Origin of the sequence: Haladaptatus litoreus, assembly GCF_900156425.1 — an archaeon.
In the GTDB taxonomy this organism is placed as follows: Archaea; Halobacteriota; Halobacteria; order Halobacteriales; family Haladaptataceae; genus Haladaptatus; species Haladaptatus litoreus.
On the sequence record NZ_FTNO01000002.1, the window covers coordinates 127,659 to 150,863 of the forward strand.

Annotated in this window: 29 protein-coding genes and 2 tRNA genes; 16 read left to right on the plus strand and 15 right to left on the minus strand. The window is 59.7% G+C overall.

Annotation, left to right across the window (positions count from 1 at the left end; translation table 11 throughout):
• Positions 1 to 32 precede the first annotated feature (32 nt).
• Both BW974_RS24220 and BW974_RS24225 read right to left on the minus strand, forming a co-directional pair.
• Entirely contained in the window at positions 33 to 416 is a 384-nt protein-coding gene (locus BW974_RS24220) for an alpha-2-macroglobulin family protein (RefSeq protein WP_084186262.1), read from the minus strand.
• 78 nt (positions 417 to 494) lie between these two features.
• The gene (locus BW974_RS24225) at positions 495 to 881 is read right to left on the minus strand and encodes a hypothetical protein (protein ID WP_084186263.1); all 387 of its coding nucleotides are present in this window, start codon (positions 879 to 881) and stop codon (positions 495 to 497) included.
• A 259-nt stretch (positions 882 to 1,140) separates the two neighbouring features.
• On the opposite strand from BW974_RS24225, the gene BW974_RS11700 reads away from it, so the two are divergent.
• From BW974_RS11700 to BW974_RS11715, 4 genes are all read left to right on the plus strand, one after another.
• Positions 1,141 to 2,031 (plus strand): acyltransferase, encoded by an 891-nt coding sequence (locus tag BW974_RS11700; RefSeq protein WP_076430474.1) that lies wholly within the window; start codon positions 1,141 to 1,143, stop codon positions 2,029 to 2,031.
• Between the two features lie 146 nt (positions 2,032 to 2,177).
• Positions 2,178 to 3,266, plus strand: coding sequence for a PQQ-dependent sugar dehydrogenase (locus BW974_RS11705; RefSeq protein ID WP_076430475.1), 1,089 nt, complete (start codon positions 2,178 to 2,180; stop codon positions 3,264 to 3,266).
• 152 nt (positions 3,267 to 3,418) lie between these two features.
• Positions 3,419 to 3,706 carry a DUF7577 domain-containing protein gene (locus tag BW974_RS11710; protein ID WP_076430476.1) on the plus strand — a complete coding sequence of 96 codons (288 nt, stop codon included), beginning with the start codon at positions 3,419 to 3,421 and terminating at the stop codon, positions 3,704 to 3,706.
• Between the two features lie 87 nt (positions 3,707 to 3,793).
• Positions 3,794 to 4,498 carry an Nmad3 family putative nucleotide modification protein gene (locus tag BW974_RS11715; protein WP_076430477.1) on the plus strand — a complete coding sequence of 235 codons (705 nt, stop codon included), beginning with the start codon at positions 3,794 to 3,796 and terminating at the stop codon, positions 4,496 to 4,498.
• A gap of 5 nt (positions 4,499 to 4,503) precedes the next feature.
• Here BW974_RS11715 and BW974_RS11720 read toward each other — a convergent pair.
• Positions 4,504 to 4,574 (minus strand) — tRNA-Gly (locus BW974_RS11720).
• Between the two features lie 230 nt (positions 4,575 to 4,804).
• Here BW974_RS11720 and BW974_RS11725 point away from each other — a divergent pair.
• The gene (locus BW974_RS11725) at positions 4,805 to 5,599 is read left to right on the plus strand and encodes an NAD+ synthase (RefSeq protein WP_076430478.1); all 795 of its coding nucleotides are present in this window, start codon (positions 4,805 to 4,807) and stop codon (positions 5,597 to 5,599) included.
• Between the two features lie 8 nt (positions 5,600 to 5,607).
• On the opposite strand, the gene BW974_RS11730 is transcribed toward BW974_RS11725, so the two are convergent.
• On the minus strand, positions 5,608 to 6,315 hold the full coding sequence (locus tag BW974_RS11730; RefSeq protein ID WP_076430479.1) for an enoyl-CoA hydratase/isomerase family protein: 708 nt from the start codon (positions 6,313 to 6,315) through the stop codon (positions 5,608 to 5,610).
• Positions 6,316 to 6,373: 58 nt separating this feature from the next.
• Here BW974_RS11730 and BW974_RS11735 point away from each other — a divergent pair, with 58 nt between their 5' ends.
• The 11 genes from BW974_RS11735 (at position 6,374) to BW974_RS11780 (ending at position 16,278) form a co-directional block, all read left to right on the plus strand.
• The gene (locus BW974_RS11735; protein WP_076430480.1) at positions 6,374 to 7,015 is read left to right on the plus strand and encodes a DUF7114 family protein; all 642 of its coding nucleotides are present in this window, start codon (positions 6,374 to 6,376) and stop codon (positions 7,013 to 7,015) included.
• 51 nt (positions 7,016 to 7,066) lie between these two features.
• Positions 7,067 to 7,138 (plus strand) — tRNA-Thr (locus tag BW974_RS11740).
• 198 nt (positions 7,139 to 7,336) lie between these two features.
• Entirely contained in the window at positions 7,337 to 8,875 is a 1,539-nt protein-coding gene (locus tag BW974_RS11745; protein ID WP_076430481.1) for a PQQ-binding-like beta-propeller repeat protein, read from the plus strand.
• Positions 8,876 to 8,978: 103 nt separating this feature from the next.
• Complete coding sequence (locus BW974_RS11750; RefSeq protein WP_084186264.1) at positions 8,979 to 9,971, plus strand: outer membrane protein assembly factor BamB family protein; 993 nt, start codon at positions 8,979 to 8,981, stop codon at positions 9,969 to 9,971.
• On the plus strand, positions 9,899 to 10,444 hold the full coding sequence (locus BW974_RS24650; protein WP_245800085.1) for an outer membrane protein assembly factor BamB family protein: 546 nt from the start codon (positions 9,899 to 9,901) through the stop codon (positions 10,442 to 10,444). The genes BW974_RS11750 and BW974_RS24650 overlap by 73 nt, the downstream gene beginning before the upstream one ends.
• Before the next feature lie 82 nt (positions 10,445 to 10,526).
• Positions 10,527 to 11,186, plus strand: a complete 660-nt coding sequence (locus BW974_RS11760; protein WP_076430931.1) for a potassium channel family protein — start codon at positions 10,527 to 10,529, stop codon at positions 11,184 to 11,186.
• A 172-nt stretch (positions 11,187 to 11,358) separates the two neighbouring features.
• The gene (locus tag BW974_RS26190) at positions 11,359 to 11,868 is read left to right on the plus strand and encodes a hypothetical protein (protein ID WP_217694322.1); all 510 of its coding nucleotides are present in this window, start codon (positions 11,359 to 11,361) and stop codon (positions 11,866 to 11,868) included.
• A 37-nt stretch (positions 11,869 to 11,905) separates the two neighbouring features.
• Positions 11,906 to 12,166 (plus strand): DUF1801 domain-containing protein, encoded by a 261-nt coding sequence (locus tag BW974_RS26195; protein WP_245800057.1) that lies wholly within the window; start codon positions 11,906 to 11,908, stop codon positions 12,164 to 12,166.
• Between the two features lie 675 nt (positions 12,167 to 12,841).
• Positions 12,842 to 13,708: a dihydrodipicolinate synthase family protein gene (locus BW974_RS11770; RefSeq protein ID WP_076430483.1), complete on the plus strand. Its 867-nt coding sequence runs from the start codon at positions 12,842 to 12,844 to the stop codon at positions 13,706 to 13,708.
• A gap of 125 nt (positions 13,709 to 13,833) precedes the next feature.
• Positions 13,834 to 15,660, plus strand: a complete 1,827-nt coding sequence (locus tag BW974_RS11775; protein ID WP_076430484.1) for an LEA/WHy family protein — start codon at positions 13,834 to 13,836, stop codon at positions 15,658 to 15,660.
• Between the two features lie 147 nt (positions 15,661 to 15,807).
• Positions 15,808 to 16,278, plus strand: coding sequence for a DUF7384 family protein (locus tag BW974_RS11780; protein ID WP_076430485.1), 471 nt, complete (start codon positions 15,808 to 15,810; stop codon positions 16,276 to 16,278).
• Positions 16,279 to 16,302: 24 nt separating this feature from the next.
• Here the strand turns inward: BW974_RS11780 and BW974_RS11785 are convergent, their stop codons facing one another.
• The 11 genes from BW974_RS11785 to BW974_RS11835 form a co-directional block, all read right to left on the minus strand.
• Positions 16,303 to 16,842, minus strand: coding sequence for an XTP/dITP diphosphatase (locus BW974_RS11785; protein WP_076430486.1), 540 nt, complete (start codon positions 16,840 to 16,842; stop codon positions 16,303 to 16,305).
• Between the two features lie 36 nt (positions 16,843 to 16,878).
• Positions 16,879 to 17,151: a DUF5808 domain-containing protein gene (locus BW974_RS11790; protein ID WP_076430487.1), complete on the minus strand. Its 273-nt coding sequence runs from the start codon at positions 17,149 to 17,151 to the stop codon at positions 16,879 to 16,881.
• Between the two features lie 239 nt (positions 17,152 to 17,390).
• Complete coding sequence (locus tag BW974_RS11795) at positions 17,391 to 19,007, minus strand: bifunctional N(6)-L-threonylcarbamoyladenine synthase/serine/threonine protein kinase (protein ID WP_076430488.1); 1,617 nt, start codon at positions 19,005 to 19,007, stop codon at positions 17,391 to 17,393.
• The gene (locus BW974_RS11800; protein WP_076430489.1) at positions 19,008 to 19,142 is read right to left on the minus strand and encodes a 30S ribosomal protein S27ae; all 135 of its coding nucleotides are present in this window, start codon (positions 19,140 to 19,142) and stop codon (positions 19,008 to 19,010) included. It abuts the gene before it with no gap.
• Positions 19,142 to 19,468, minus strand: coding sequence for a 30S ribosomal protein S24e (locus BW974_RS11805; RefSeq protein WP_076430490.1), 327 nt, complete (start codon positions 19,466 to 19,468; stop codon positions 19,142 to 19,144). The genes BW974_RS11800 and BW974_RS11805 overlap by 1 nt, the downstream gene beginning before the upstream one ends.
• Before the next feature lie 71 nt (positions 19,469 to 19,539).
• Positions 19,540 to 20,193, minus strand: a complete 654-nt coding sequence (locus BW974_RS11810; RefSeq protein WP_076430491.1) for a DUF7504 family protein — start codon at positions 20,191 to 20,193, stop codon at positions 19,540 to 19,542.
• A 48-nt stretch (positions 20,194 to 20,241) separates the two neighbouring features.
• Positions 20,242 to 20,793 carry a GTP-dependent dephospho-CoA kinase family protein gene (locus tag BW974_RS11815; RefSeq protein WP_076430492.1) on the minus strand — a complete coding sequence of 184 codons (552 nt, stop codon included), beginning with the start codon at positions 20,791 to 20,793 and terminating at the stop codon, positions 20,242 to 20,244.
• 1 nt (position 20,794) lies between these two features.
• Positions 20,795 to 20,992 carry a transcription elongation factor subunit Spt4 gene (gene spt4, locus BW974_RS11820; protein WP_049969529.1) on the minus strand — a complete coding sequence of 66 codons (198 nt, stop codon included), beginning with the start codon at positions 20,990 to 20,992 and terminating at the stop codon, positions 20,795 to 20,797.
• 2 nt (positions 20,993 to 20,994) lie between these two features.
• Positions 20,995 to 21,567 (minus strand): DNA-directed RNA polymerase, encoded by a 573-nt coding sequence (locus BW974_RS11825; protein WP_049969528.1) that lies wholly within the window; start codon positions 21,565 to 21,567, stop codon positions 20,995 to 20,997.
• Between the two features lies 1 nt (position 21,568).
• The gene (locus BW974_RS11830) at positions 21,569 to 21,928 is read right to left on the minus strand and encodes a type II toxin-antitoxin system VapC family toxin (RefSeq protein ID WP_076430932.1); all 360 of its coding nucleotides are present in this window, start codon (positions 21,926 to 21,928) and stop codon (positions 21,569 to 21,571) included.
• A gap of 17 nt (positions 21,929 to 21,945) precedes the next feature.
• The gene (locus BW974_RS11835) at positions 21,946 to 23,181 is read right to left on the minus strand and encodes a translation initiation factor IF-2 subunit gamma (RefSeq protein ID WP_076430493.1); all 1,236 of its coding nucleotides are present in this window, start codon (positions 23,179 to 23,181) and stop codon (positions 21,946 to 21,948) included.
• Positions 23,182 to 23,205 lie beyond the last annotated feature (24 nt).

The window sequence follows — 23,205 nt, forward strand, 5'->3', positions numbered from 1 at the left end:
CTACTGTAAGCCGTTTTTTGTGGATTGTTCGCTCAGAGTAGTTCGATATCGATAGTTTTCGACTGGCGACCATCCCGCCAGTTCAGGTGAAACGTCGCCGTTAGGTCGTCAGTCGATGAATGCGGACTCGGTGTGTATGAATGAGTCCACGTCTCGGATTCGCCCGCCTCGATGTCGAGCGAGATACCAATGACGGGTATGTAGGCGACGTTCGGGCCGACGCGGTTGAGCGCGCCGACGAACGTTCCGGCGACCGACCCGGTGTTTTCGACTGTCAGCGTCATCCTCGCCTCGTCCCCGCTCGTGACGGATTCAGGTGCAGAAAATTCAACCGAGAACTCCGTCGGTGGCCGCGCCAATTGTTTGGTGAGTTCGTCGTGCACGACGAACTCACCATCCGGCCAGCGAATCGTCACCTCGGTCGCGTCGAGGGGTTTCGGTATCGAGAAGATGAAGAGGTCGTCCGGAATCGACGTGTAGCCTTCTTCGTCGTCTCAAAGCGCGTGCATCGATGACGGTTCCGTCGGCGTGTAGGTATCTGCGGCAGTCTCCAGCGTAACTTCGTCTTGGTTGGGAAGCGGCTTTCCATCGCTCGCTACCGTTGCGAGGACGAACTGTTCGTCACGTTCTCCGATGGTGCCGATGGAATCCGGGGAGTTCGGTGCGACCACGGTTGGCGTCGCCCTAACGTTGTCTACCGTCACACTCGCTGTATCCGTCGTGGTAGCTGACGTGGTCGACGTCTGTGCTGTGGCTTTCGTCTCCGTAGTCGATGTCGTGGACTGACTTTCGGGAGTCGAGCTGGTCGTACAGCCTGCGAGCAGTGTGAGGGCCACACCACCGAATTGGAGGGCATCACGGCGGGAATAGCCAGATACCATTACTGAACAATGGTTTGACGATTGTGGCATAAGCTTTCGGGAATCAACGTCCAACCGTCGCTATCGACGTACTGCTCCGTTGTCGAACGGTTTCGTTCCGAAATAGCGAGACGCATCGGCGACAAAGGACACAACTCTGTCTTTCGATTCCCCAGTCGAAACGAGGGCGGGAAGTAGTCACACTCCCCGCCGGAACCAAAACCCCCATGCCCTCAGAAGAGTAACTAACCTATAAGAAAACCGAGGGTGAAATAAGGATATGACAAAGCGACACGTCACACTCCCCGAGTCCGCAGAGGCGGGCCTTCGCGGGTTTATCGATGAAGTAGACGAACGACTCGCCAGCGACGAGGATACCTGCAGAGTCGTCAACGAGGTGCTCGTAGACCTCCACGGCGACCGCGACGCATACGAGGCATGGCAGAACGGCGAACAGGTGTCGAACGCAGAACGCGTTCGACTCCAGAGCTACGACCCGTGCAACGCAACGCTGGAGAGCGAGTACTACGCCGAAAAGGACGAAGAGAAGTTCCGGCGTTCGAAGCATCTCCAGTGGCTCTGGCGGCAGTTCGACGCGACGCCGATGGCCGACAACGTGGAGTTCGCGCTCCGATTCCGCGAGATGCTGGCGAATCACCTCTTCGAGGAGGCGGGCGACAACCTCCGCATCTTCAAAGGCGTCACGATGACCTACGGGCACAACATCACCGTGGGAGACAACACGGTCATCCACGACGGCGTGCATCTGGACGACCGCGGTAAATTGACCATCGGAAACCGGTGTTCCATCAGCGATGGCGTGCACATCTACAGCCACGACCACGATGTCGTTGACCAGACCGCTGTGACGAACTTCCACACAATCATCGGGGACGACGCGCGCCTCACCTACGATTCGATGATTCGTGCGGGACTGAAAATCGGCGAGAACGCCATCGTCGGCGCGCGCGCGGTCGTTCAGCACGACGTTCCGGCGCACCACATCGCGGTCGGCACGCCCGCAAAGAGCGTCAAAATCAAACCCGGATGGGAAAACGAGGCGGTTCCGCTGGACGACGTGCCACCGACCGAAAAGGAGTCGCGTCGAATCGACTCCGAATTACCGGACAATTTCGAGCAGTTCGACGAGTTCCAGCGCAACCTCGACTAAATCCGGTGCGCCCTCGACTGGACTCGTGTATCGGATAGCAGACACGTATTACGTCAATACTGTCCGGAGTTACGTAATTCACCAAACAAACTCCCTCGCGGAACGAACCCGCATCGTTTTTCCCCCGTGGGGTCGTGGAGCGGATTATGCGACGCCGCACGTACCTCCGGACGATGGCACTCGGCATCACTGGATTCACCGGGTGTATAAAATCGACCGGTAGTACGACACAAACCTCCACCGCGAACATCGACCAAGGGGTTCGTATCAAAACGATTGCCATGAACCTCGAAGTGCCGTGGGGTGCGGATTTTCACTCTAACGGCGACTTGTACGTCACGGAGCGACCGGGGCGGATTCGACGCATTCGTCCAAACAGTAACGACATCGTCGCGGACATCACCGACCAGATAGCCCACAGCGGCGAAGGCGGCCTCCTCGGATTCGAGTTCCACCCCGAGAACGACAACCTCGCGTACACCTATCAGACCTACGACAGCCAAAACGGGCTTCGAAACCGGATCGTTCGCCACCGCATCAACGACGAGTTCGAACGCGAGCGAACACTGTTGGACGGCATTCCCGCGTCGTCCGTTCACAATGGCGGCAGACTGGCGATTTACGACGACGCGCTGTACGTGACCACGGGTGACGCCGACAACAAAGGGCAAGCACAAGACAGGGATTCTTTGGCCGGAAAAGTCCTCAGGCTAACCTTGGACGGCGAACCACATCCCGACAATCCGTTCGACAACGAGGTGTTCACCTACGGCCACCGGAATCCACAGGGACTCGCGTTCCGGGACGGGACGCTCCTCAGCACCGAACACGGCCCGATCACGGACGACGAAATCAACGTCCTCGACGCCGGAAACAACTACGGCTGGCCGACAGTCACGGGAATGGGCGACCAGAGCGACGAGTTCACGAACCCGATTGCGACGTACACACCGACGATTGCACCTGGCGGTGCGACGTTCTACGACGGCCCCATCTCCCAGTGGCAGGGCGACTTTTTCTTCGGCACGCTCGCGGGCCAACATCTCCATCGCGTTCAAATCGAGAACGGGGACGTGGTCAAACAGGAACGCCTGCTGGAAGGAGAGTACGGCCGTCTCCGGACGACGTTCATCGGCCCGGACAAACACCTGTACGTAACGACCAGCAACCAAGACGGGCGGTCTGCGGCACCGGCACCGCAGGACGACCGGGTGCTTCGACTGCAACCGGCCTAAGCGGTAGTCCGACCTGAACCGTAATCATTCGAACTGCCGTCGTCGCAAATCGCAACGACCAGTCCCGCGACCAATCAGCAGAACTTCTAAAATTGCCCGATAGAAGTGTGCGAAGCTACCAAGTAGCATGACGACGTATGTCATGACGTAGCATGAACGTCTGGGGGTGGATAATCCTGTACGTCGTCCTGTTCGCGGGACTCCAGCTACTCATCTATCGGTTTCTACGGAGCGACGAGGATTCGCCGCTCCTTCAGTCTACACCGTCGGGTCCCGACGGACGCGCGCCGGACGACATCCGAAAGGAGAGCGTTCTCGAAGAGTTCAGCGAGCCCAACACCACCGACCCGAGCATCCGACTGTGTCCGCACTGCGGAACCGAAAACGGCGCAGAGTACACCTTCTGTCGGGAGTGTGTCGAACCGCTCGGGGTCTGGTAGTCGGGTTCGTCGATACATTTCGGGGCAACGTGTCGCTCGCAGTGGCCGGTAGCCACGCTTTTCACGCTTGCGTTCCCACAGAACGCCATGCCCCGCGCCGTCGCCATCAACGTCGCCGCAAACACCAATCAGCCCGGCGTCCGCGGCCCGGTTTTTCCGGACGGGAGTTTCGAATACGTCCCGATTCCCGAGTCGGAACCGACCAGTGGTAACGTGCCGACCTACGCCGACCTCGACCTCTCGGTCGAACTGCCGGAGGGTGCGGACCAACTCTCGGTTCACCTCGACCCGGAGTTCGCGGAGTACCCCTGCTGTGAGCGATACACCTACGGCGACCCCTTCGGCGTGAAAGCCCGGCCACTGCTGGAGTTAGACGAAGGTGATTTCGTCTTCTTCTACGCGACGCTTTCGACGAGTGGCGAGCCAGAAGAAAAATGGATTACTCCCGATTGGGGAACCTACATCATCGGTCAGTTTCGACTCGCTCGGGAGCCGATTTCGGGTGCGGAGTTTTCGGATTTGAGGGATGGGGTTCGGGAAGTTTTCGCCAATAATGCGCATCTGAAACGTGAGGAGTTCGATGCGGAGGTGTTGGTGGAGGGTGCAGAGGAAGAATCAGGGTTGTACGAGCAGGCAGTTCCACTAAGCAGTTCCGAGGCAGGGGTGGAGGCGAATCGAATCGTGACCGAGTTGTCTAGCGATTCCGGAAAAGGGCCGTGGTGGCGCAGGCCGATGAAGTTTGACGAGGATGATGTTGAGGAAATTCTGGAGATTCAGGAGAATGGACTTTGAGTAGATGCGCCGACCGGGAGTTGAACCCGGGCTATGAGCTTGGGAAGCTCATGTCCTCCCACTAGACCACCGGCGCGTTTCGTCGCTCCGCTCCTTACGCGCCGAGCCCTGCTTCACTCCGTTCAGCAGGACACCGGCGCTTGTAACCGACGTTCGAATACTGTCAATTTCGCCCAGACTAGCGCACTCGAACGGTTCCACACATACTACGCTCCGATTCAACTTCAACATTCCCCGACTGAACACTCGTCCACAAATCCACCACCATCGGGGATGTTTTAGTCATCAGCAGACCTACACTGACCTATGATAGACCTCGAACTCTCGGAGTCGGAACTCGACGCCCACCGCGACCACATCACGGATTTCATCGAGGAAAAAGTCACCGAGGCAGGAACCGAATCCGCAGTTCTCGGCCTATCGGGCGGAATCGACAGCACGCTGACGGCCTACCTCACGGTGGAAGCCCTCGGAACCGAGGGCCTCCACGGCCTCGTTATGCCCGGCGCGGTGAGCCGGGAAGACAACATGAGCGACGCGGAGTGGGTCGCCCAAGAACTCGGGATTTCCTACGACGTGTTCGAAATCAACCCCATCGTGGACGAGTTTCTGAACGCCTACAGCGAGGCAGAGGGCGACCAGATGGCGGTGGGCAACGCCCGCGCCCGCACGCGAGCGGTGATGAACTACCTCGTCGCGAACCACCAAGGCTCGCTGGTGCTCGGAACCGGAAACCGAACCGAGGCGCTCGTGGGCTACTTCACGAAGTACGGCGACGGGGCGGTGGACTGCCACCCAATCGGCAACCTCTACAAACAGCAGGTGCGCCAACTGGCGCGACACGTCGGCGTCCCCGACGAACTGGCGGAAAAAGAGGCGACCGCGGGACTCTGGGCCGGACAGACCGACGAAGAGGAATTGGGAATCGACTACGACACGCTGGACGCGGTGTTGGCGCTCCACGTCGATGGCCCGCTTTCGGCCTCTGCGACCGCTCGGCAGGTTGACGGCGTAAGCGAGGAAGACGTGTCCCGAATCGGGTCGATGTTCGCCCGAAGCGAGCACAAGCGGGCGGTTCCGCCAGCACCGGAATCGCTGTGAGGTTTTACTTATTTAGTCGCGCGGCGCGTAGCGGCGATGTCCTCGGCGTGTTCTGCGACGAGTTCACCGAACGCTTCGGCCTCGCGGGCGGCCTGTACCCCTATCGAAGACCGGTCGCGGACACGGGATTTGACGACTCGAAGCGCATCCGGCGCATTGTCGGCGACTTTTTCTGCGACTGCCCGTGGGTCGTCGGTGATGCGCGAAACTAAGCCCATCCGTCTGGCTTCCTCCGCGTCCACGACCCGGCCCGAAAGCGCGAGGTCGAGGGCGTCACCCAGTCCGACGATTTCGGGAAGTCGGGCAGTGCCACCCCACGCGCCGAAGATACCGAGTTGCACCCCCGGTTCGGCGAACGTCGCGTTCGGCGTGGCGACTCGTAGGTCGCAGGCGAGCGCGAGTTCCACCCCGCCGCCGCGGGCGAAGCCGTCGATTCCGGCGACGACGACGCTTTCAGCGCGCTCGATTGCGTTCGCGGTGCGCTGGCCGCGCTCCGCGAACGCCTCAGCCGAGTCTTGGTTCAGTTCGGCGACAGTATCGAGGTCGGCACCGGCACAGAAAGCGGTCCCTTCGCCATGAAGATGGATGACCGATTGGCCGGCGTTTTCGACGGCTTCCGCGAGGTCGTCGAGACCTTCGGATGTCAGTGCGTTGCGGGACGCGGGGCGGTCGATGGTGATCGTTCTGATTTTCGAGCCATCGGTTACGCGAATCATACGCCACGTTGGCGACGCTTTCCAAAGGTCTTTGGCAGTTCCGTCGTAAGCCCCGATAATGGAAGAGGCCGTCCGGGCGCGCGGGGCAGCGCGCGAGGCTATCGAGGACATTACGCCAGCGCGACTCCGCGAATACATCGACGGACTGCTGGAATCGTCGGGAATCATCCCGGGTGTGCTGACGTTGCTCAGCGTGCGAGCAGGCGATGACGATGTCGATGCAAACGAAGTCGAGCGTCGCGCCACAGGCGTCCAACTCATCTACGAAGGATTGCGACTCACACGAAGACTCGCACACGACGAACCGTGGAACGCGGAACCGCCACACACCGAGAGCAACATCGCGGTTCTCGCCGCGGACGTGATGGTTTCTCGCGGCTTTTCGCTTCTCGCGCGCACGGAAGCCGCCGAAACAGCGGTTCGAACCGTGAAGTCCTTCGGTCGCGACCAGACCGCAAGAAATGGCGAGGGCGCGCTCGAAATTGACGTGTTCGAACTCGCCATCGTCGCGGGAACGACCGCGACGGGTGGTGACCGACCGGCAGGGGCCCGACGATACGCGGAACATCTCGCGACGACAGTAGCCGAACACGAATCCAGTTCGAACCTTCCCGACGACACCGCGGAGAGACTCGCAAAGCTGTCAGGACGCCGGACGAATCACGTCGATGAACCGCCGTCATCGACGACCGACCCCTGACCGAAATCGAAACGCCTAAAGACAGTTCCGTGTGTAGAAATAGATGCCTGCGCCTGGGTAGCTTAGCGGTAAAGCGCGTCCTTGGTAAGGACGAGAGCCCGGGTTCAAATCCCGGCCTAGGCTTTTTCAGTTTCTCAGCCGAACAGCGGAGTGTTTCTTCGATTCGTCTTGGTAAACTCATAAGAGAAATTCGCACTCTAATCTATAAATAGAAAAACAAGAAAAGGATTGAACACTGACTGATTAAATGACACATAGTTGGAATCAGAGCCCGTTTAATTCATTCATAGGAAATAGTTAAGCGAACAGAATTTCGTTCGCATGCCAAACGAAGAGAGGCGGACGTTCCTCAAAACGGTCGGTATCGCAGTTGGTGCGGCAGGCCTCACTGGAACAGGTGTCACACTCGCACAGCAAGACGACGACAGCGATGGTGACACGGGCGACGATGGTACAGTTCATGCAGATGGATGGCCGACACGAGGCGGCAACATGGCGCGGAACAGGTCGACGGACGCGAGTGGCCCCGTGCCGCGTGCGACGAATCATCGGAAGATGGATTTCGAGGCATCATCGGATGAACTAATCCAACTCGGCGAACCCGTCGTCGTCGGTGAGACGGTGTATCTCTCAGTTGCGGTACGGAACGCGGAAAGTACCGATGGATACGTCGCCGCCTACGATGCGGCCACGTTCGAGCGGCAGTGGAAGCGAGACGATATTAGAGTCACAACCTCTCCGACCGTTGTCGATGGCACCGCCTACGTAGGAACTGACGATTCGTTGTTTGCACTCAACGCGGAGACGGGAGAAACGGAGTGGAAACGTACAGATGAGCATCTGTATCAGCCCGAAACGGTAGTTGTCGATGGACGGGTGTACACCGATGGTGGATACGCGTACGACGCTGAAACGGGTGAGCTACTGTGGGAGGAGAGGGGCAACTCAAGCAGGGTCTTCTACGGAAACGAGACCCTCCACTACAGCACGGGTGCTCGAAATCCCGACGACGGTTCTCTGAAGTGGAGTTACTCGTGGCACAACAACTCGGTGCACACAATAAGCGATGGACTTGTCTACAAAATTCTGTATCCAGCAGACGGCACGAACCAACTCTACACCACCTCTGCAGACGACGATTCGAGCGAATGGTCGTACAGCTATCCGGACAATTCGGTTATTCGGTCCGTGACGGTAGGAGACGGGAGCGCGTTCATCACAACGTGGGGGTCGGACACAGTAATCGAAGTCGATGCTGAGACAGGAACAGCGAGCGAGATATACGAGTTGGACGTAGGCACTCAGTTCGTAACGCTGGCAGACGGCGTTCTCTACGTCGGTGGCGTAAAGCAACTGGACGACACAAAAGAGGCGGTTGTCCTCGCAATCGACGTGCAGACCGGCGAAGAACAATGGAGATACACGCTTGGGGAGTGGGACTATGAGTTGCTCACTGTCCGAACTCCCGTCGTCGTTGACGAGAAAGTGTACGTTACGGTCAGTCCGAGTTGGCCGTACGACGATACCCCGGACGGAGAGAAGTCGACACTGTTTGCTCTCGAATACAGTGACGAAGAGGACGATTCGGACGGACAAGCGCCGGAAGCGTGTATCGAGTCCTCGTCGAACCTCGACGACCTCGAAGCGGGTGATACCGTCCGTCTCGAAACCTGCTCGACCTGCTACACCGACGAAGGGCCAACGCACGAGTGGGACACCAACGGCGATGGCGAGTACGACGAAACCGGCCACTCAGTCGAAGTGACTGTTCCGGACTGCGAATCGCTCGAAGTTACGCTTCGCATCACTGATTCGGATGGGGATACTGACACGGCGAGCGTCATTATCGCCCCGAACTAGAATAACTATACAAACCAATTTATATATTTTTATTAGTTATACGATTAAATGATAGTTATCGTCAAAATAGCTCGTTTACCATAATCATAGGAAAGGAGTGGCTATGAAAAACCGTAGATGCATGCCGAACGAAATAAGGCGGACATTCCTGAAGACGGTTGGCGTCGCTATCGGCGGAGCCAGCATCGCGGGCACCGGTATCACCCTCGCACAACGAGATGACGATAGCACCGATGAAAGCACACCGACAGGCGGATGGACGATGTATCGTGGGAACGCCGGACGAACGGGCTCAACTACCGATAGCGGTCCCGAATCGGCGGTAAGGACCGACTGGTCAATGGACTTGAACGGCGGTATGTCGTACATCGAACCAGTGGTCGCGGATGGGACGCTGTATCTGGCCGCAAACGAATCCACTAGTCCAACGGTGAGCGACGGATACATCGCCGCCTACGACCCGGAAACGGGAGACGAGCGGTGGAAGCGGGACTTCGCCGCTCAAACTCCGGTCGTCGGTGGCGAAACGGTCTTTTTCGTCACGACGGTAACCGAAGAGTTCGCATCTAACGAGGGCAATCTCGTCGCACTCGACGCCGAAACCGGCGAGACGAAGTGGCTGAAAGACGACGCGATTTGGTCGTTCCCGTCGTTTGCAGATGGAAAACTGTACGCTACCGATGGCGGAAATGCGTACGCATTCGACCCCGAAACGGGTGAAACCATATGGGAAACCGAACGGACGGACGACACTACCCACTGGACGACACCATGCTACGCTGACGGCACTCTCTTTTACGGCGAAGGAATCGCACTTTCTACCGACGATGGGGCCGAACAGTGGCGTCTTCCCGACGATGTCGGGTACGAATACAGCAACGGCTTGTTCAAAGCAGTTGCCGACGGAACGGTGTACGGAGTTCTTGAGGAGGAAATCAGCGATTCGACCCCGGTTATTCAGGCCAGATCCGCCGACGGTGGTCCCTCCTGTGGGAACACGAACTCGACGGGATATGGGGAAGAATCAGGTCGCTCACCGTCGCAGATGGCCGCGTACTGTTCGTGCCCGATTACAACGGTAACGCAACCGAAATAATCGCACTCGATGCGACGACGGGCGACGTGGCGTGGACGCACGACGCGGAAGCGTCCTTGAGCAGGGATGCAACAGTGGCCGATGGAACGGTCTATGTCGGTGGACGGACCGACCCCGAGACCGACCTCGGGGAGGCGGTAGTCGTCGCCGTCGATGTAGTATCCGGTGACCGGGAGTGGAGTTACACGTTCGGAAGCTGGAATTTCGACGAATACGGACCATGCGCCAACACCCCAGTCATTGCGGACGGTAAGGTGTTCACCGCCACCTATCCGTCAGGTTCGACGATAGACCACCAATACGTCCAGAATGCCGACCTCTTCGTTCTCGGCTCTGGTGACGTGCCGGATGACGGTGGCGACGATGGTTCCGACGATTCGGACGACGGTGGCGATGATGGCGCAGACGACGGCGATGATTCGAACAGCGGACCTGATGACGACGGGTCGGACGGCAACGAAGACGACTGCTAAGAACAGAGTTCATCAGCAGTCATCTCCCCGAGCTGACGGAACCACACCAACGTTTTTGTTCTCGCTTCGCTTTCACACAGCCATGCGATTTGTTATCGTGGGTTCCGGACGAGTCGGATTGCGAACCGCCCGAGTGCTAACCGAGGAGGGCCACGACCTCGTTATCGTGGAGAGCAACCCCGACAAAGTCGAGCGAGCGCGCAAGGACGGCTTCGAAGTCGTGGAAGGCGACGGTTCGGACGAGAACGCACTGGTCGAGGCCGGTATCGACTCGGCGGATGCAATCGCCGGACTGACCGGCGATTTGAACGTCAACTTCGCGGCCTGCATGGTCGGCAAACATCACGGCTGTCGAACCGTCATGCGCATCGACGAGGACTACCGGGAGGACATCTACCACAAGTTCGCGGACGACGTGGACGAGGTCATCTACCCCGAACGCCTCGGCGCTGCGGGAGCGAAAACTGCCCTGCTCGGCGGGGATTTCGACGTTATCGCGGATTTGACCGAGAACTTGCAGTTGACGACGATGACGATTCCGGAGGGTTCGGAACTTATCGGAACGCACGTCATGGGCGTCGAACTACCGACCGACGCGCGAATCTACGCCCACGGACGTTCGCACGAGCGAATGACGATTCCGCTCCCCGGAACCGCGCTCGAAGGCGGCGACCGCGTTGCGCTCATCGCCGCGCGGGATGCGCTCCCGGCGGTTCGTGAGCGACTACAGGGGTCGGCGTAGTCAGTGCGGTTCGCTGTCGCTATCAATGTAAAGCCCCACCGTAGGAATTATATTTCGATAATATACAAATAGATACGAATATATTTCGGAATGCCACTGACGAGGGCTGAAACCGGCGTTCTTCGAACCGCGGAAATATTGATACTCCCGTACTACGTTCTAATGAGTGTCTATGAGCGTATCCGGCCCACTGACGACCCAACGGGTCGCTGAACTCGTGATGTCGAACCGAGCAATCAGAGCACCCTATTACCGTGCCGAACACGACGAGGGAGTTCGTTTCACGGAACTGGAAAAGGGCCTCCAATGGGGAGCTGACGTCATTCCAGCCTTGATGAGTCTTTTCCAGGTTGAGCAAGACACACGGGAAAACTACTCCGACGGCTGGGTGGGCTTCGCTCGCCACTGGAGAGGAGACACGTTGCGGCTAGACTTCGACCTGTTTTCTGAATCCGAGGAATCAGACTCGGTGTTGGTCGTGACCGCGATATCAGGCCGAGAGGGAGAGAAAACCATCGTGGACGAAGACTTCGGAGAAATCGAGTTGCCAGATCAGGTTCCGACCGAGCAAGAATGGGAGGAACGGCGCAAACGTTACCAGACGGTACGGAGGAAGGACGATTCCGATGGGTCGGTTGCGGTGAAGGCGTACATTGCGGCGTTGCCGGGGGTGGAAGCGTGAGGTTGCGACACAATTCGATGAAATCATTCAACAGGAAGTGTCCCCCGTACGCCGCGCCGTGAAGTATCACCAACCGTTCTACGGCGTCGAGGGCCAAGGATGGTTCGCGTCGTTCAGCGCATTCTCGAAACATGTGAAACTGTCGTTCGTGTGTGAAACGTATCTCGAACCGGAGCCGCCCAGCGGGACGGGGCCGGAGAGACAGGCTTTGGATCTGAAGAAGACGGACGCGCTGGACGAGGAGCAGGTCGCTTCTTGGATACGGCAATCCGCCACCAATCCGGCGATGGGTTGGTGAGGACTCGCGTCTATGCGATGACGATAAGGCAACCACCAGCCCTCCCCGATATTTGTCGAAACACAGCTATTGAAATTCCACTGTACATGCATGCCTGCTCCACGAAGCACGGCAACCGCGACTTCGGGAAGAACTGCATCCAGTTACACTACTAATTGAATCTGTAACTCTCCACGGATTTCAATAGAGCCGGAAAAACGATTGGGCAGCGCGGGGTTCTAGGGTCGTCCGGGACGAGAACTTTCGTGGGGAGATTGGTGACACTGTAACGGGAAGCCAACCCGCCGCCAGAGCCCCCGGCCCCGCCGGAAACCCACCGCGAGACTGCGACACGCTTCGCGCCCGAGCCGTCGGGCGCAAATACGAAAAAGACGGGATACCTCTTTGTTATGAACTGTTTGTCAGGAGTACAGGCACCGTTTGGAACTGTCAGGGTAGCTCTACGACGAGTCAGGAGTTGCCTGCCGAAAGGGGAGTCCCGAAGTGGAGGTGTGGGAGAGCGGGGTCAGGGAGGATGTGGGTGGTGTGCCGGGCGCGCGAAGTGGGAGGATGGGAGAGAGTGTTGTGCGCGCCCGGTTTTAGCTCGGCGCGACGGTGACTTAAAACCGCGTCAGACGGCTGTACGACCCTTCCGCTACCACCGATTTCATAGTCACGGCGTGAGATGTGAGAGCCATGCACGGAACTGGCGTCCCACTGCTGACACCGTTCGACGACGAGGGGAACCTCCGAGAGGCCGACCTCCGCGAACTGGTCGCGTGGGTCGAAGACCGCGGCGTGGATTTCATTGTCCCCTGCGGGTCGAACAGCGAGGCGGAACTGATGAGCGTTGAGGAGCGCAATCGAGTGACCGAAATCGTCGCGGACGAAGCCAGCGTTCCGGTTCTCGCCGGAACCGGGCATCCCGGACTCCGCGAGACGCTCCGGCAGACGAACCTCGCGGCGGAGGCGGGAGCCGACGCCGCGCTCGTGGTAACGCCCTTTTACTTCGGTCACGGCGATGATACGTTGGCCGACTACTACCGAACTGTGGCCGAGGAAAGTCCGATTCCGGTGTACCTCTACAGCGTTCCAGTGTTCACCGACGTCGTCCTCTCGCCAGAAGTGGTCGGCGAACTCGCCGACCACGAGAACATCGCCGGGATGAAAGATTCGAGCGGGAACCTGACTAGACTCCAGCGAGAGCGCGCTCGCACCGAGGACGCAGATTTCGACCTGTTGGTGGGAAGCGGCAGCATCTTCGCCGCCGGACTCGACGCCGGTGCTGACGGGGGTATCCTCGGACTGGCGAACGTCGCACCCGAGCGTGCCAGCGAAATCTATCGACTGCATCAGGGCGGCCACGACGCGCAGGCGCGCCAGCTGAACGCCAAACTGGTCGAACTGAATCAGGCGATTACCGCCGAGTACGGCGTTCCCGGTGCGAAAGCGGCCATGCAAGCGCGCGGCGCACCCGCAGGTGCGCCGCGCCGACCGCACCGCCCGGTGAGCGACGAGGTTCGGGGCGAACTCGCGGAACTGGTGCAGGCCGCAGAGCAGTAAACAACCGACTCCGACATCCCGATTCCCACGCTGGATAATTACAGGTAAACATACTTGGGGTTCCAGCCGAACTGCCCATCTAATGAACTGTGTGTCTTTCGATACGTCAATTTTAGGAGGCAGTCGTGACGCCACGTAGCCTGCTCGGAAAGTTCGTCGTCGGGATACTGTCGGTGTTCGTCATCACTGCCGGAGGTCTCGGCGTAGCCGTCACGTCCGGGATGCTCACCGTCGGCCAACCGACCGTCGAAGAAGTCCGAACCGATTGGGGTGCGGTGAACCCCGAGACGAGCGAAATCCGGACGGAAATCGACCTGCACAATCCGAGTTCAGTCGGCGTCCCCGGCGTCGCCGACGTGACCTATGCAGTCGGAATGAACGACGTGACTGTCGCCGAGGGAACGAGCAACAACGTCGGCGTTCCAACGGGAGAGTCCACGATTTCGCTTTTGACGCGGATGGACAATCAAAAAATTCCCGCGTGGTGGGCGACCCACATCAACAACGGCGAGCAAACTACCGTGAGTATCCAGCCGGCAATCAGTCTGCCACTGATTTCGAAGAACCTCCCCGCCGAAGAACGCTCGTTCGAAACGAATCTCCTTGGCGCGTTCGAAAGTAACGAAACGCAGACGATGACCGCCGGAGAGAGGACGGTGCTCCGCGTGACCGAAACCGACGCCGAGTGGGGCGAAGCGACGGAAGAACGAACACCGCTCAACGTCGACGCAACCGTCGAAAATCCGACCAGCGGGGACGTGGCCTTCTCACAACTCGGCTACACTATCACGATGAACGACGTGACCGTCGCCGAGGGCACGACAGACGGCGAGGTGAACGTTGCACCGGGCGAGAGAACGTCGTTCTCCATCGACTCGACGTTCGACAACGGCAAACTGCCGGCGTGGTGGGAGAGCCACGTCGAAAACGGCGAACAGACGACGATGGACGTGCAGTTTTACGCCACGGTTGACGAGAATGGCGAAACCAAGAAAGTCACGCTCCCCTTCCTGAGCAAGCGCGTCGTCTTCACGACCGACGTGTTGGGCGGCGGCGAAACGACCACGAAAACGGTGCCGCGAACCGAGGCAACCGAGTTCGAACCGCCGAAACTCCAATCGGTCGAAAGCGAGTGGGTCGTCCCCGAAACCGGAAACACCGGGATTCGAACGAGCGCAGTCGTGCAGAACCCGAATCAACCGGGGTCGCTGTTCGCAGACCGACTTTCGGTCGATGCAAACTATCGTGTGCTGATGAACGACGTGCAGTTGGTCGAAGGCCAGACGAGCCAAACTCTCGATTCGGGACGCAGTGACCTCGAACTGTCCGGCGACATCACAGACCGCGAAGTCCAGCAGTGGTGGGTTGGCCACGTCAACAACGGCGAGGAAACCGACCGCGTGGTCGAACGGGACGTGACGGTCGATGCTGGATTCGCCCGTCTGCCCGTCGGCGGCGAAGCGGAGCGCGGGACCATCACGACCGATATGCTCGGGCCGGTGGATTCGAATTCGACGCTGGATTTCTCCGTCGCAGGGAGACAGGTTGGAACCGTTTCCGGGACGCAAGCGGAGTGGGGCGATGCGACGATGGCCGAGACGCCAATCGAATCCTCCGCCGTCGTGAAAAACGACCAAGCCGAGTCTATCCACATCACCGAAATCGGGTACCGCGTAACGATGAACGACGTCGTCCTCGCTGACGAGGCGAACGAGCGAGACATCGAGATTGCGCCGAACAGCGAAAAAACGATTCGGGACACCGTCCCGCTCGATAACTCGAAACTGGGCGACTGGTGGAAGACGCACCTCCAGCAGGGAGAAGAGAGCACGCTTTCGGTCGAATACTACGTCATCGTGGAGTATCAGGGCTACACCGAGCGCGTCGAACTCGATGCGCTGAACTACGAGAAGTCGGTAACGACCGACATGCTCGGCAACGAATCGGCCTGAGCAGTCGAACGATTTTCGCGGCGAAACGAGCGCTTTTCTCTCTCGAACTCGCAGACAACTCTATGACGTGGCACGACCTGTTCGACCGGGCGAAGCAGTTCGACACAGACGTAGAAACCGTCCGTGAGACGCTTTCGGAGCGACGAAATGAGTAATCCGAATCCCGCCCGCATCGCTGTCGATGCGGACGTACTGGCCGCGGATTTGCTAGTCGGCGGGGACGCCCGCGAAACGATGGACATCGTTCGCGGGCATTCGTGGGTGGAACTCGTCGCCAGCGACGAATTGTTGGACGAATCTGAATGGGTCATCCGCCAACTGGCGGATGACCCACTGGCCCGCGACTGGCGCGAAGAAATCGAGGAATGCAGACTCGAAGTCGAGCAGTCGCCCGGCGACCATCCCGCCCTCGCCAGCGCCCACGCCGGAAACGCGGCGCACATCGTCTCCTACGACGACGACCTGCGAAGCGCGAAAACCGCGGCCACGCTTCAGGGTCGGATTTCTGTCAGCGTCAAGCGCCCGGATGGGTTCGTTTCACTGTTCGACCCCGAAAGCCTGTACGACGTGGTGGTCGGCGGGGAGTATCCGGGGCCAGACAGAGAGATGGAAAACTAAGTCGCTCTTCCGTTCAGCGCCGGTCTACCGCTCCGCCAACCAGTCTGCGAACTTCGCCAGCGCCCGCCCGCGGTGGGAAATGGCGTTCTTTTCCTCCGTGGTCATTTCGGCCATCGTCTTTCCTTCGTGCTCGAAGATTGGGTCGTAGCCGAAACCGCCGTCACCGCGCGGGGCGACTAGCGTGCCCGGAACTGCACCCGAGAAGGTTTCCGCGGTTTCGCCGTCGTAGTACGCGACGACACAGCGGAAGTGAGCGCGGCGATTCTCCTCTTGCTCGGCGAGTTGCCAGACGCGCTCGACGCCGAGGGTGTCCTCGACGTAGGCAGAGTACGGACCGGGAAAGCCACCGACTGCGTCGATGAACAACCCTGCGTCGTCCACGACGACGGGGTCTTCGCCGCCCGTCTCCTCGAACGCTTCGCGCGCGCCGTGGAGCGCGATTTCGGCGAGGTCGTCGTGCTGGATTTCCGTGTAATCGTACTCTATTTGGCGAACCTCGTCGGTCAGATAGTCGCGTGCCTCGCGCACTTTCCCCTCGTTGCCGGTGACGAACCGAATCATGATTGAGTGGGTGTGGCGCGAGCAAAAAGAGGCGTCGAATCAGTCGTCGTCCACGATGACTTCTACGGGTTCGTCTTTGGCGTCCTCTACGTCCGGGCCACTTTGTTCGTGCCAGAGCAGGATTCCGGCAACCGCGAGGACGAGCCACGAGCGCCAGTTAGCGAGGTTGAGCGTGTAGCCGATGCCGAACGGTTTTTCGACCAGCATCTTCTCGCCGGGTTTCCAGTAGGCCGACAGCATTCGGCCGACGCTGGGGCGTTCGAAGTTGTACGGCATGCCGAAGAGGGTTCCTGAGGTTTCTTTGTCGGACATATGATAGCGAATGTTCGCGCCGGTAATAGCGTTTGGGGCATGGAGTTGGAGAAGATGGGGAGGTGTTTACGGCCAAGGAGAGTTTTCGTGAGAATCGGCGAATGGAAGGTCGGGACAGTGGCGAGATAGGTTTTGGCGACGAAGCAGGAGACTACAAACACGACTGTTACGGTCGTCACTCCACCAAAATAAGGCCCATTTCAGAAAAGGCGTGAAACGACTGCTCCACGTCAAAGTCGTTACTGATACCGCCCGCGGCCTTCGATTTCGCGCAGTTGGGTAACGACCTGTTCGTCACCAGTTTCTAAGTAGGCGGATTCGAACTCGCGCCACAACTCGTCGGCCACGTCCGAGGTTCCGGCGAGGCTCTGATTGAAGACGTGCAAGTCCATCGCGTAGTCCTCCACGTCGTCGGAGTAGTAGCCCAATCCGAAGTCGATGAAATACGTGCGGTCGGACTCGCGGGAATCGCCCGCTCGCTCGTTCGGGGGCGTGTCGCCCCCCGCACATCTGACGTTTCGCGTCGTCGGGTCACCGTGGACGATTCCTTCGCGGTGCATCGCGCCGAGATGCCGACCAACGTCGCGCACTCGTGATGCGGTCAGTTCCTCGCGGAGGTCGTTTTCGCCGACGTGTTCGAACTCGACTGTGGCCGTCGCGGGGTCAACGTCGTAGACGACCGGCGTGGGAACCCCGGCACGGCGCGCATCGCTCGTCAGGCGCGCTTCGAGGGTCGTACGCTCCTTTCGAAGACGCGCGTCGAGTTCGGGGTGGCGATAGGATTTGACCGCTCTGTGCTTCGTCACGCGCTCAGAACCGATTGAAACGGTGGCTTCCGCGCCGCGAATCTCGCGCTCCCCGACATTTCGGAACACTTCCTCGCGGTCAGTTCGCCACGAAACCTCGACTTGGTCGGGGCGGTAGTTCGAATCGACCGCCGAATCGGAAACGGGGGTCGTGTCGCCCGCGTCCAGCATCACCTTTCCAAGTACTGCAATCATTCCCGCGTTGTCCCGCAGGAATCGCGGTTCGGGGGCGTAGAACTTCGCACCGCGCTGGTCGCACATTTCGGCCAGCATCTCGCGGAGTCGCGCGTTCTGGCCGACGCCGCCGCCGAGGACGAGTTCGTCGCGTCCCGTGAGTGAAAGCGCGCGCTCTGCAACCTCGGTCAGCATGGCGAAGATGTTCTCCTGCAAGGAAAAGCAAACGTCCTCGATTGCTTCGCCCGAATCGACGGCTTGCTTTGCCGCGCTCATGATTCCCGAGAAGGAGAAATCCATCCCCTTCACGACGTAGGGAAGGTCGATGTACTCGCCGTCCTTCGCGGCCTCCTCGACTTTCGGCCCGCCGGGGTGCGACCACCCGACGTGTCGCGTGAACTTGTCGATGGCGTTGCCGACGCCCGTGTCCATCGTCTCGCCGAGGACGCGATAGCGTCCGTTTCGATAGCCCAAGACGTGTGCGTTCGCGCCGCTCGCGTTTAGACAGATGGGCGAATCGAACCCCGACTGCTGTCGCCCGATTTCGAGATGGGCGACCATGTGGTTCACACCAATCAGCGGTACGTCCAGACTTTGCGACAGCGCGCGCGCCGCGGTGCCGACGATTCTGAGACACGGGCCGAGTCCCGGCCCGCGCGAGAAAGCAACCGCGTCGATTGGGCCGTCTGCGTTGGAGAGGGCTGTCTCGATGACTGTCGGAATCGCATCGCTCATGTGCTCTGCGGCTTCTCGCGGATGAATGCCGCCGCTCTCCGGTTGGTAGGCGTCGGTTTCGATAAAAACGGAATCGGTGTTCGTAGTATAAACGGCCGCGCTGGCCGCCCACGCAGTACCCTCAACGCCGAGGATTCGCATTTACTTCCACTCGGTGTAGCTACATTTACCACAGTGAACGCGGTCACCGTGGTCGGCGAGGAACGAGTCGCCACAGCGCGGGCACTGTTCTCGCTCGGTCGTGCCGTCGTCGTTGTAGAGTTCGTTTCGCGCCATTATTCAGCCTCCTCGGCTTCTGCTTCCGTGTCGGCCTCGGCGTCGTCGGCCGTGATTTTGTTGCGTTCGAGCATGTAGTCCTGTTCGACGTCGCGCGCGTCCTCGGAGCTGTCGTAGATTTTCGCGTAGCCGACCGTCTTGCGCATGCCGAACTTCGTGCTCATCTCGTGGATGACGACTTCGTCCGCGTTTTTGTCGAGTTTCGCCGCGAGACTGTCTCGCACCGAGAGGCGCGAGGGCGTTGCCTCGTCGTGAACTATCTGGAACCGCACTTCATTCCGGTGGAGCATTGGATTCTGCTCCTGTGAGAGGATTTCGACTTCCATGTGTAACACTCAGTTATACTCCTTTTCTCCCTGTAGCGTGTAAAAGGATTTCGAAGTGGGCGATTGGTACCCTACACCGAAAGCCACGGAGACTGTAAATCGCGGGTCGGGAAATGCCACCGTTCTTGCCCTTCTCCATCGACGCGGTACTCGATGATGCCGTCGAACAGCGGCGCGAGTTCGGTCACAAGTTCGTGGTCGTAGTCGCGCGGGAAGATGAAGTGGCCCATCCCGTTCGCGCCGCGAACCTGTCCCGTGACGATGCTGAGGAACTGCCGGACGACTTCGGGGTCGTAGCGTTCGAACAGCGATTCGAGCGAATCCAGTCCGAGTCGGAGCTGTCCCGATTGCAGGCCGTCGCCCGTCTCGAAGGAGGTTATCGCCGCCGAGACGGCGTCAGAAAGCTCCGAAACACCCGAATCGACGCGAACCGGCGGAACTCCACAGTCCGATAGTTCGGTTAGATGTGTGATGACGGCCGTCCGCTCTTCGTGGGTGCCGTACATCGGGATTCGTTCATCGACCGTCGTCCGGGACGTTCCGGTGAGCACGACCACGCGAAAGCGACGTTCGTGAGGGTCGCCGAAAAACTTCCGACAGGCACACGACAGAACGGAATCGGGAACTGACCCGACGAGCAACAGGTTACACCCCCTGCGTTTCAACTGCTGGAGTACCCGCGTGAACTCCACGGTCGCGTCGTCCCCACGCTGACCGCTAGGCATTGTTACGAGGTGGCAGGCCACACCCAATAAATTTTTTCGCTTAGCGGATTATGAATTTCGACCGTCATCAACGAGCGAGAAGAGTCGCTCCGTATCGCCGTCCATCTGCGAGAGCAGGTCGGCAACCTGTTCTTTCACGGCCGAAGTCACCTGCACGAGAACCATCCCTTCGTTCGGTTGGCCGTACACGACGCTTCCCCCCTCGGGCACGGCGAGCACCGCCGGAAGCGCCGCGAGGTCTTCTTCGCCGTCCACGACGAGAACGGTCGCTTCCGGCGCGGCAATTGCCCCGACGAGCGCCGAAAGGAGGTCGTGAGTGAGCACCCCCGCAGGATTTTCGACCGGGACGTGGCGGGCGTCGTCACTCACTGCATCGCGGATTTCTGGTTCGACCGTGTCGCGTTTCGTCAGTCCATCGACCAGCGCTACGTCCGGCGTGACACCGACCGATTCGAGATGGTAGGTGACGACATCGCCGACCGCGACGAGCGGGCTTCCAGCGGATTCGAGAAGTCTCTCTGTATCGGTGAAAATCGGCCCGAGCGGTTCCTTGAGCTCACTTCGCAGTGCGCGAGGGAGCAAGACGACGGAGTCGGTCACGTTATCTGACTTTCAGCGCGTAGCTCCCCGGTTCCGACACACCCATCTCCTGTCCGATTTCGCTCTCCTCGGGGTGGGCGATGACGACGTAACCACTCCAGTCCTCCGTGAGGCTGGTGGAGTTGCATATCGAGCAGATTTCCTCGTCAGCTTGGAGCACGGCGTGGCAGTCGCGGCAGGCGAGTCGATTACTGGCCATGGTTATTCACTCTCGGTAGTCGCTTGGCGCGAGTCACGGTCTTCTTTCAGCCACCCGTGTTTGCCGAGACCGACCTGCTTCGCCGTGAGGCCGATTTTGCTCTCGCGCGGATTGCGCTCGTCGATGCTCTTCGTCACGATTCGCGCGCGAACCGAGTCACCGACGCCGAGCGTGCGGTTGGACTCGCGCGAGGCGAGCTGTTGATTCTCGTCGTCGAAGGCGAGATATTCGTCCGAAATCTGGGAGACGTGGAGCAGTCCATCCACCGGCCCGATACCGACGAACGCACCGAAGTTGACGACTTCCACGACTTCTCCGTCCACGACCTCCTGCATCTGAGGGTCGAACGTGACGGCGTCGAACTCTGCTTCGTAGTAGACGCCGGGGCGGTTTGGAAGCACCGCGCCGTGACCGATGTCGTGAACTTCGGTGACGCTGACGACGCTGCCGACGTCCTCGTCCATCCGTCCTTCAAGTTTGTCCTGTAGAAGTCGCTGCACCAGCCCCGGCGTTACATCTGCGAGGAACTGGGGCGGAACCTCGACCGTATCTTTCAGTCTAACCCGTTTGTACATGCTATGGTTGAGTGATTGCGAGTTTGTTCTGCCCCCTTATATGAATTACCGGTACGCCAGCGTCGAGCAGACGTTTCCGAAGGGGGGCGTCGTTCGTGACGACGAAGTCGAACTCGGGTGCGAGTTCGACGAACGCGTCGTCGGCGTACGATTCTTCGTGGTCGATGGTTCGACAGCGAGTCGCCAAATCCGCGCCCACGCTGGCGGCGGTCGCTTCCGCGCCGCCGCCCTGCGAGAGTCCGTCGAGTTCCGAGATGACGGCACGGGGTGTGACGCAGTCGAACTGGCCCAAGAGCCTGTCGAGTTCGTCGAACACCCTGACGCCCGATTCGACGGGCATCATGAGCGCGCTCGTGTCCATGGCGACCGTGTGAACCATCAGTTGGTAGTGAGCGTTCCGATTCCGATGAGTCGCCAGCGTGCGCCAATACGGCGGTTGATGGCAATTTTCGCGCCTTCCGGTGCGCAGACGGGACGTTTGAGTGCGACTTCGCACTCGCCGTCGCGCGCACTGGTGACCGAACCGACGGTCGTCGCGGTGCCGACGGTCAGCATGAGCGGTTCGCCCGTGCTGATTTCGTCGATTTCCTCGTCGTCCAAGCCGACGAGTCGGTCGAGCAAGTCGATTTTCATCGTGAACTTCTCCCACGTCGGGGGAAGAGTGCCGGGCGTTCCGGCGACCTGTCCGGCCAGCGCGTCACCTTTGGTGTAACTCGGGTCGAGTCCGGTGCCGACACCGAGCAGACCACCGGGCGTGACCTCGTCTACCATCTCGCCGCCCGCCTGAAGGGAGCGAACGTCGGTCTGGATGGGTTCCCAATGGGTCTGGCCGCCTTCGTCGATTTCCCGTCCGGGGCGTAGTTCGAGTTCGTCGCCTTCGGTGAGGTTCCCCTGCACGAGACTGCCGCCGAGGACGCCACCCGTGAGTTTGTCCCACGTCGTGCCGGGACGGTTGATGTCGAAACTGCGGGCGACGTACATCTGCGGGTCGTCGTCCGGGTTGCGCTCCGGCGTCGGAATCTCTTCCTCGATAGCCTGCATCAGCAGGTCGATGTTGACCTCCTGCTGGGCGCTAATCGGGACGACTGGTGCGTCTTCCGCAACCGTGCCTTCCACGAACTCCTGAATCTGTTCGTAGTTGCGCTCCACGCGGTCGCGGTCAACTAAGTCGATTTTGTTCTGCGCGATGACGATGTTCTCGATGCCGATGATGTCGAGCGCCATCAGGTGCTCTTCGGTCTGGGCCTGCGGAACGGTTTCCGTGGCCGAGACGACGAGCACTGCGCCGTCCATCAGCGATGCGCCCGAGAGCATCGTCGCCATGAGCGTTTCGTGGCCGGGTGCGTCCACGAAAGAAACTGTACGAATCGGTTCGCTGTCCGAACCGTCTGGGCACGTCTCATCGACTGTGTAACACTCCGGAGCGTCCACGTCTGGACACTGCCGGAACGTCGCGTCCGCATAGCCAAGTCGAATCGAGATGCCGCGCTTCATCTCTTCGGAGTGCTGGTCGGTCCATTCGCCGGAAAGCGCCTGCACGAGAGTCGTTTTCCCGTGGTCGACGTGCCCGACGAGTCCGATGTTCACCTCCGGTTGGTTGTGTGTTCCTGTCAACGTTGACCTCCTGAGAGTAATTTG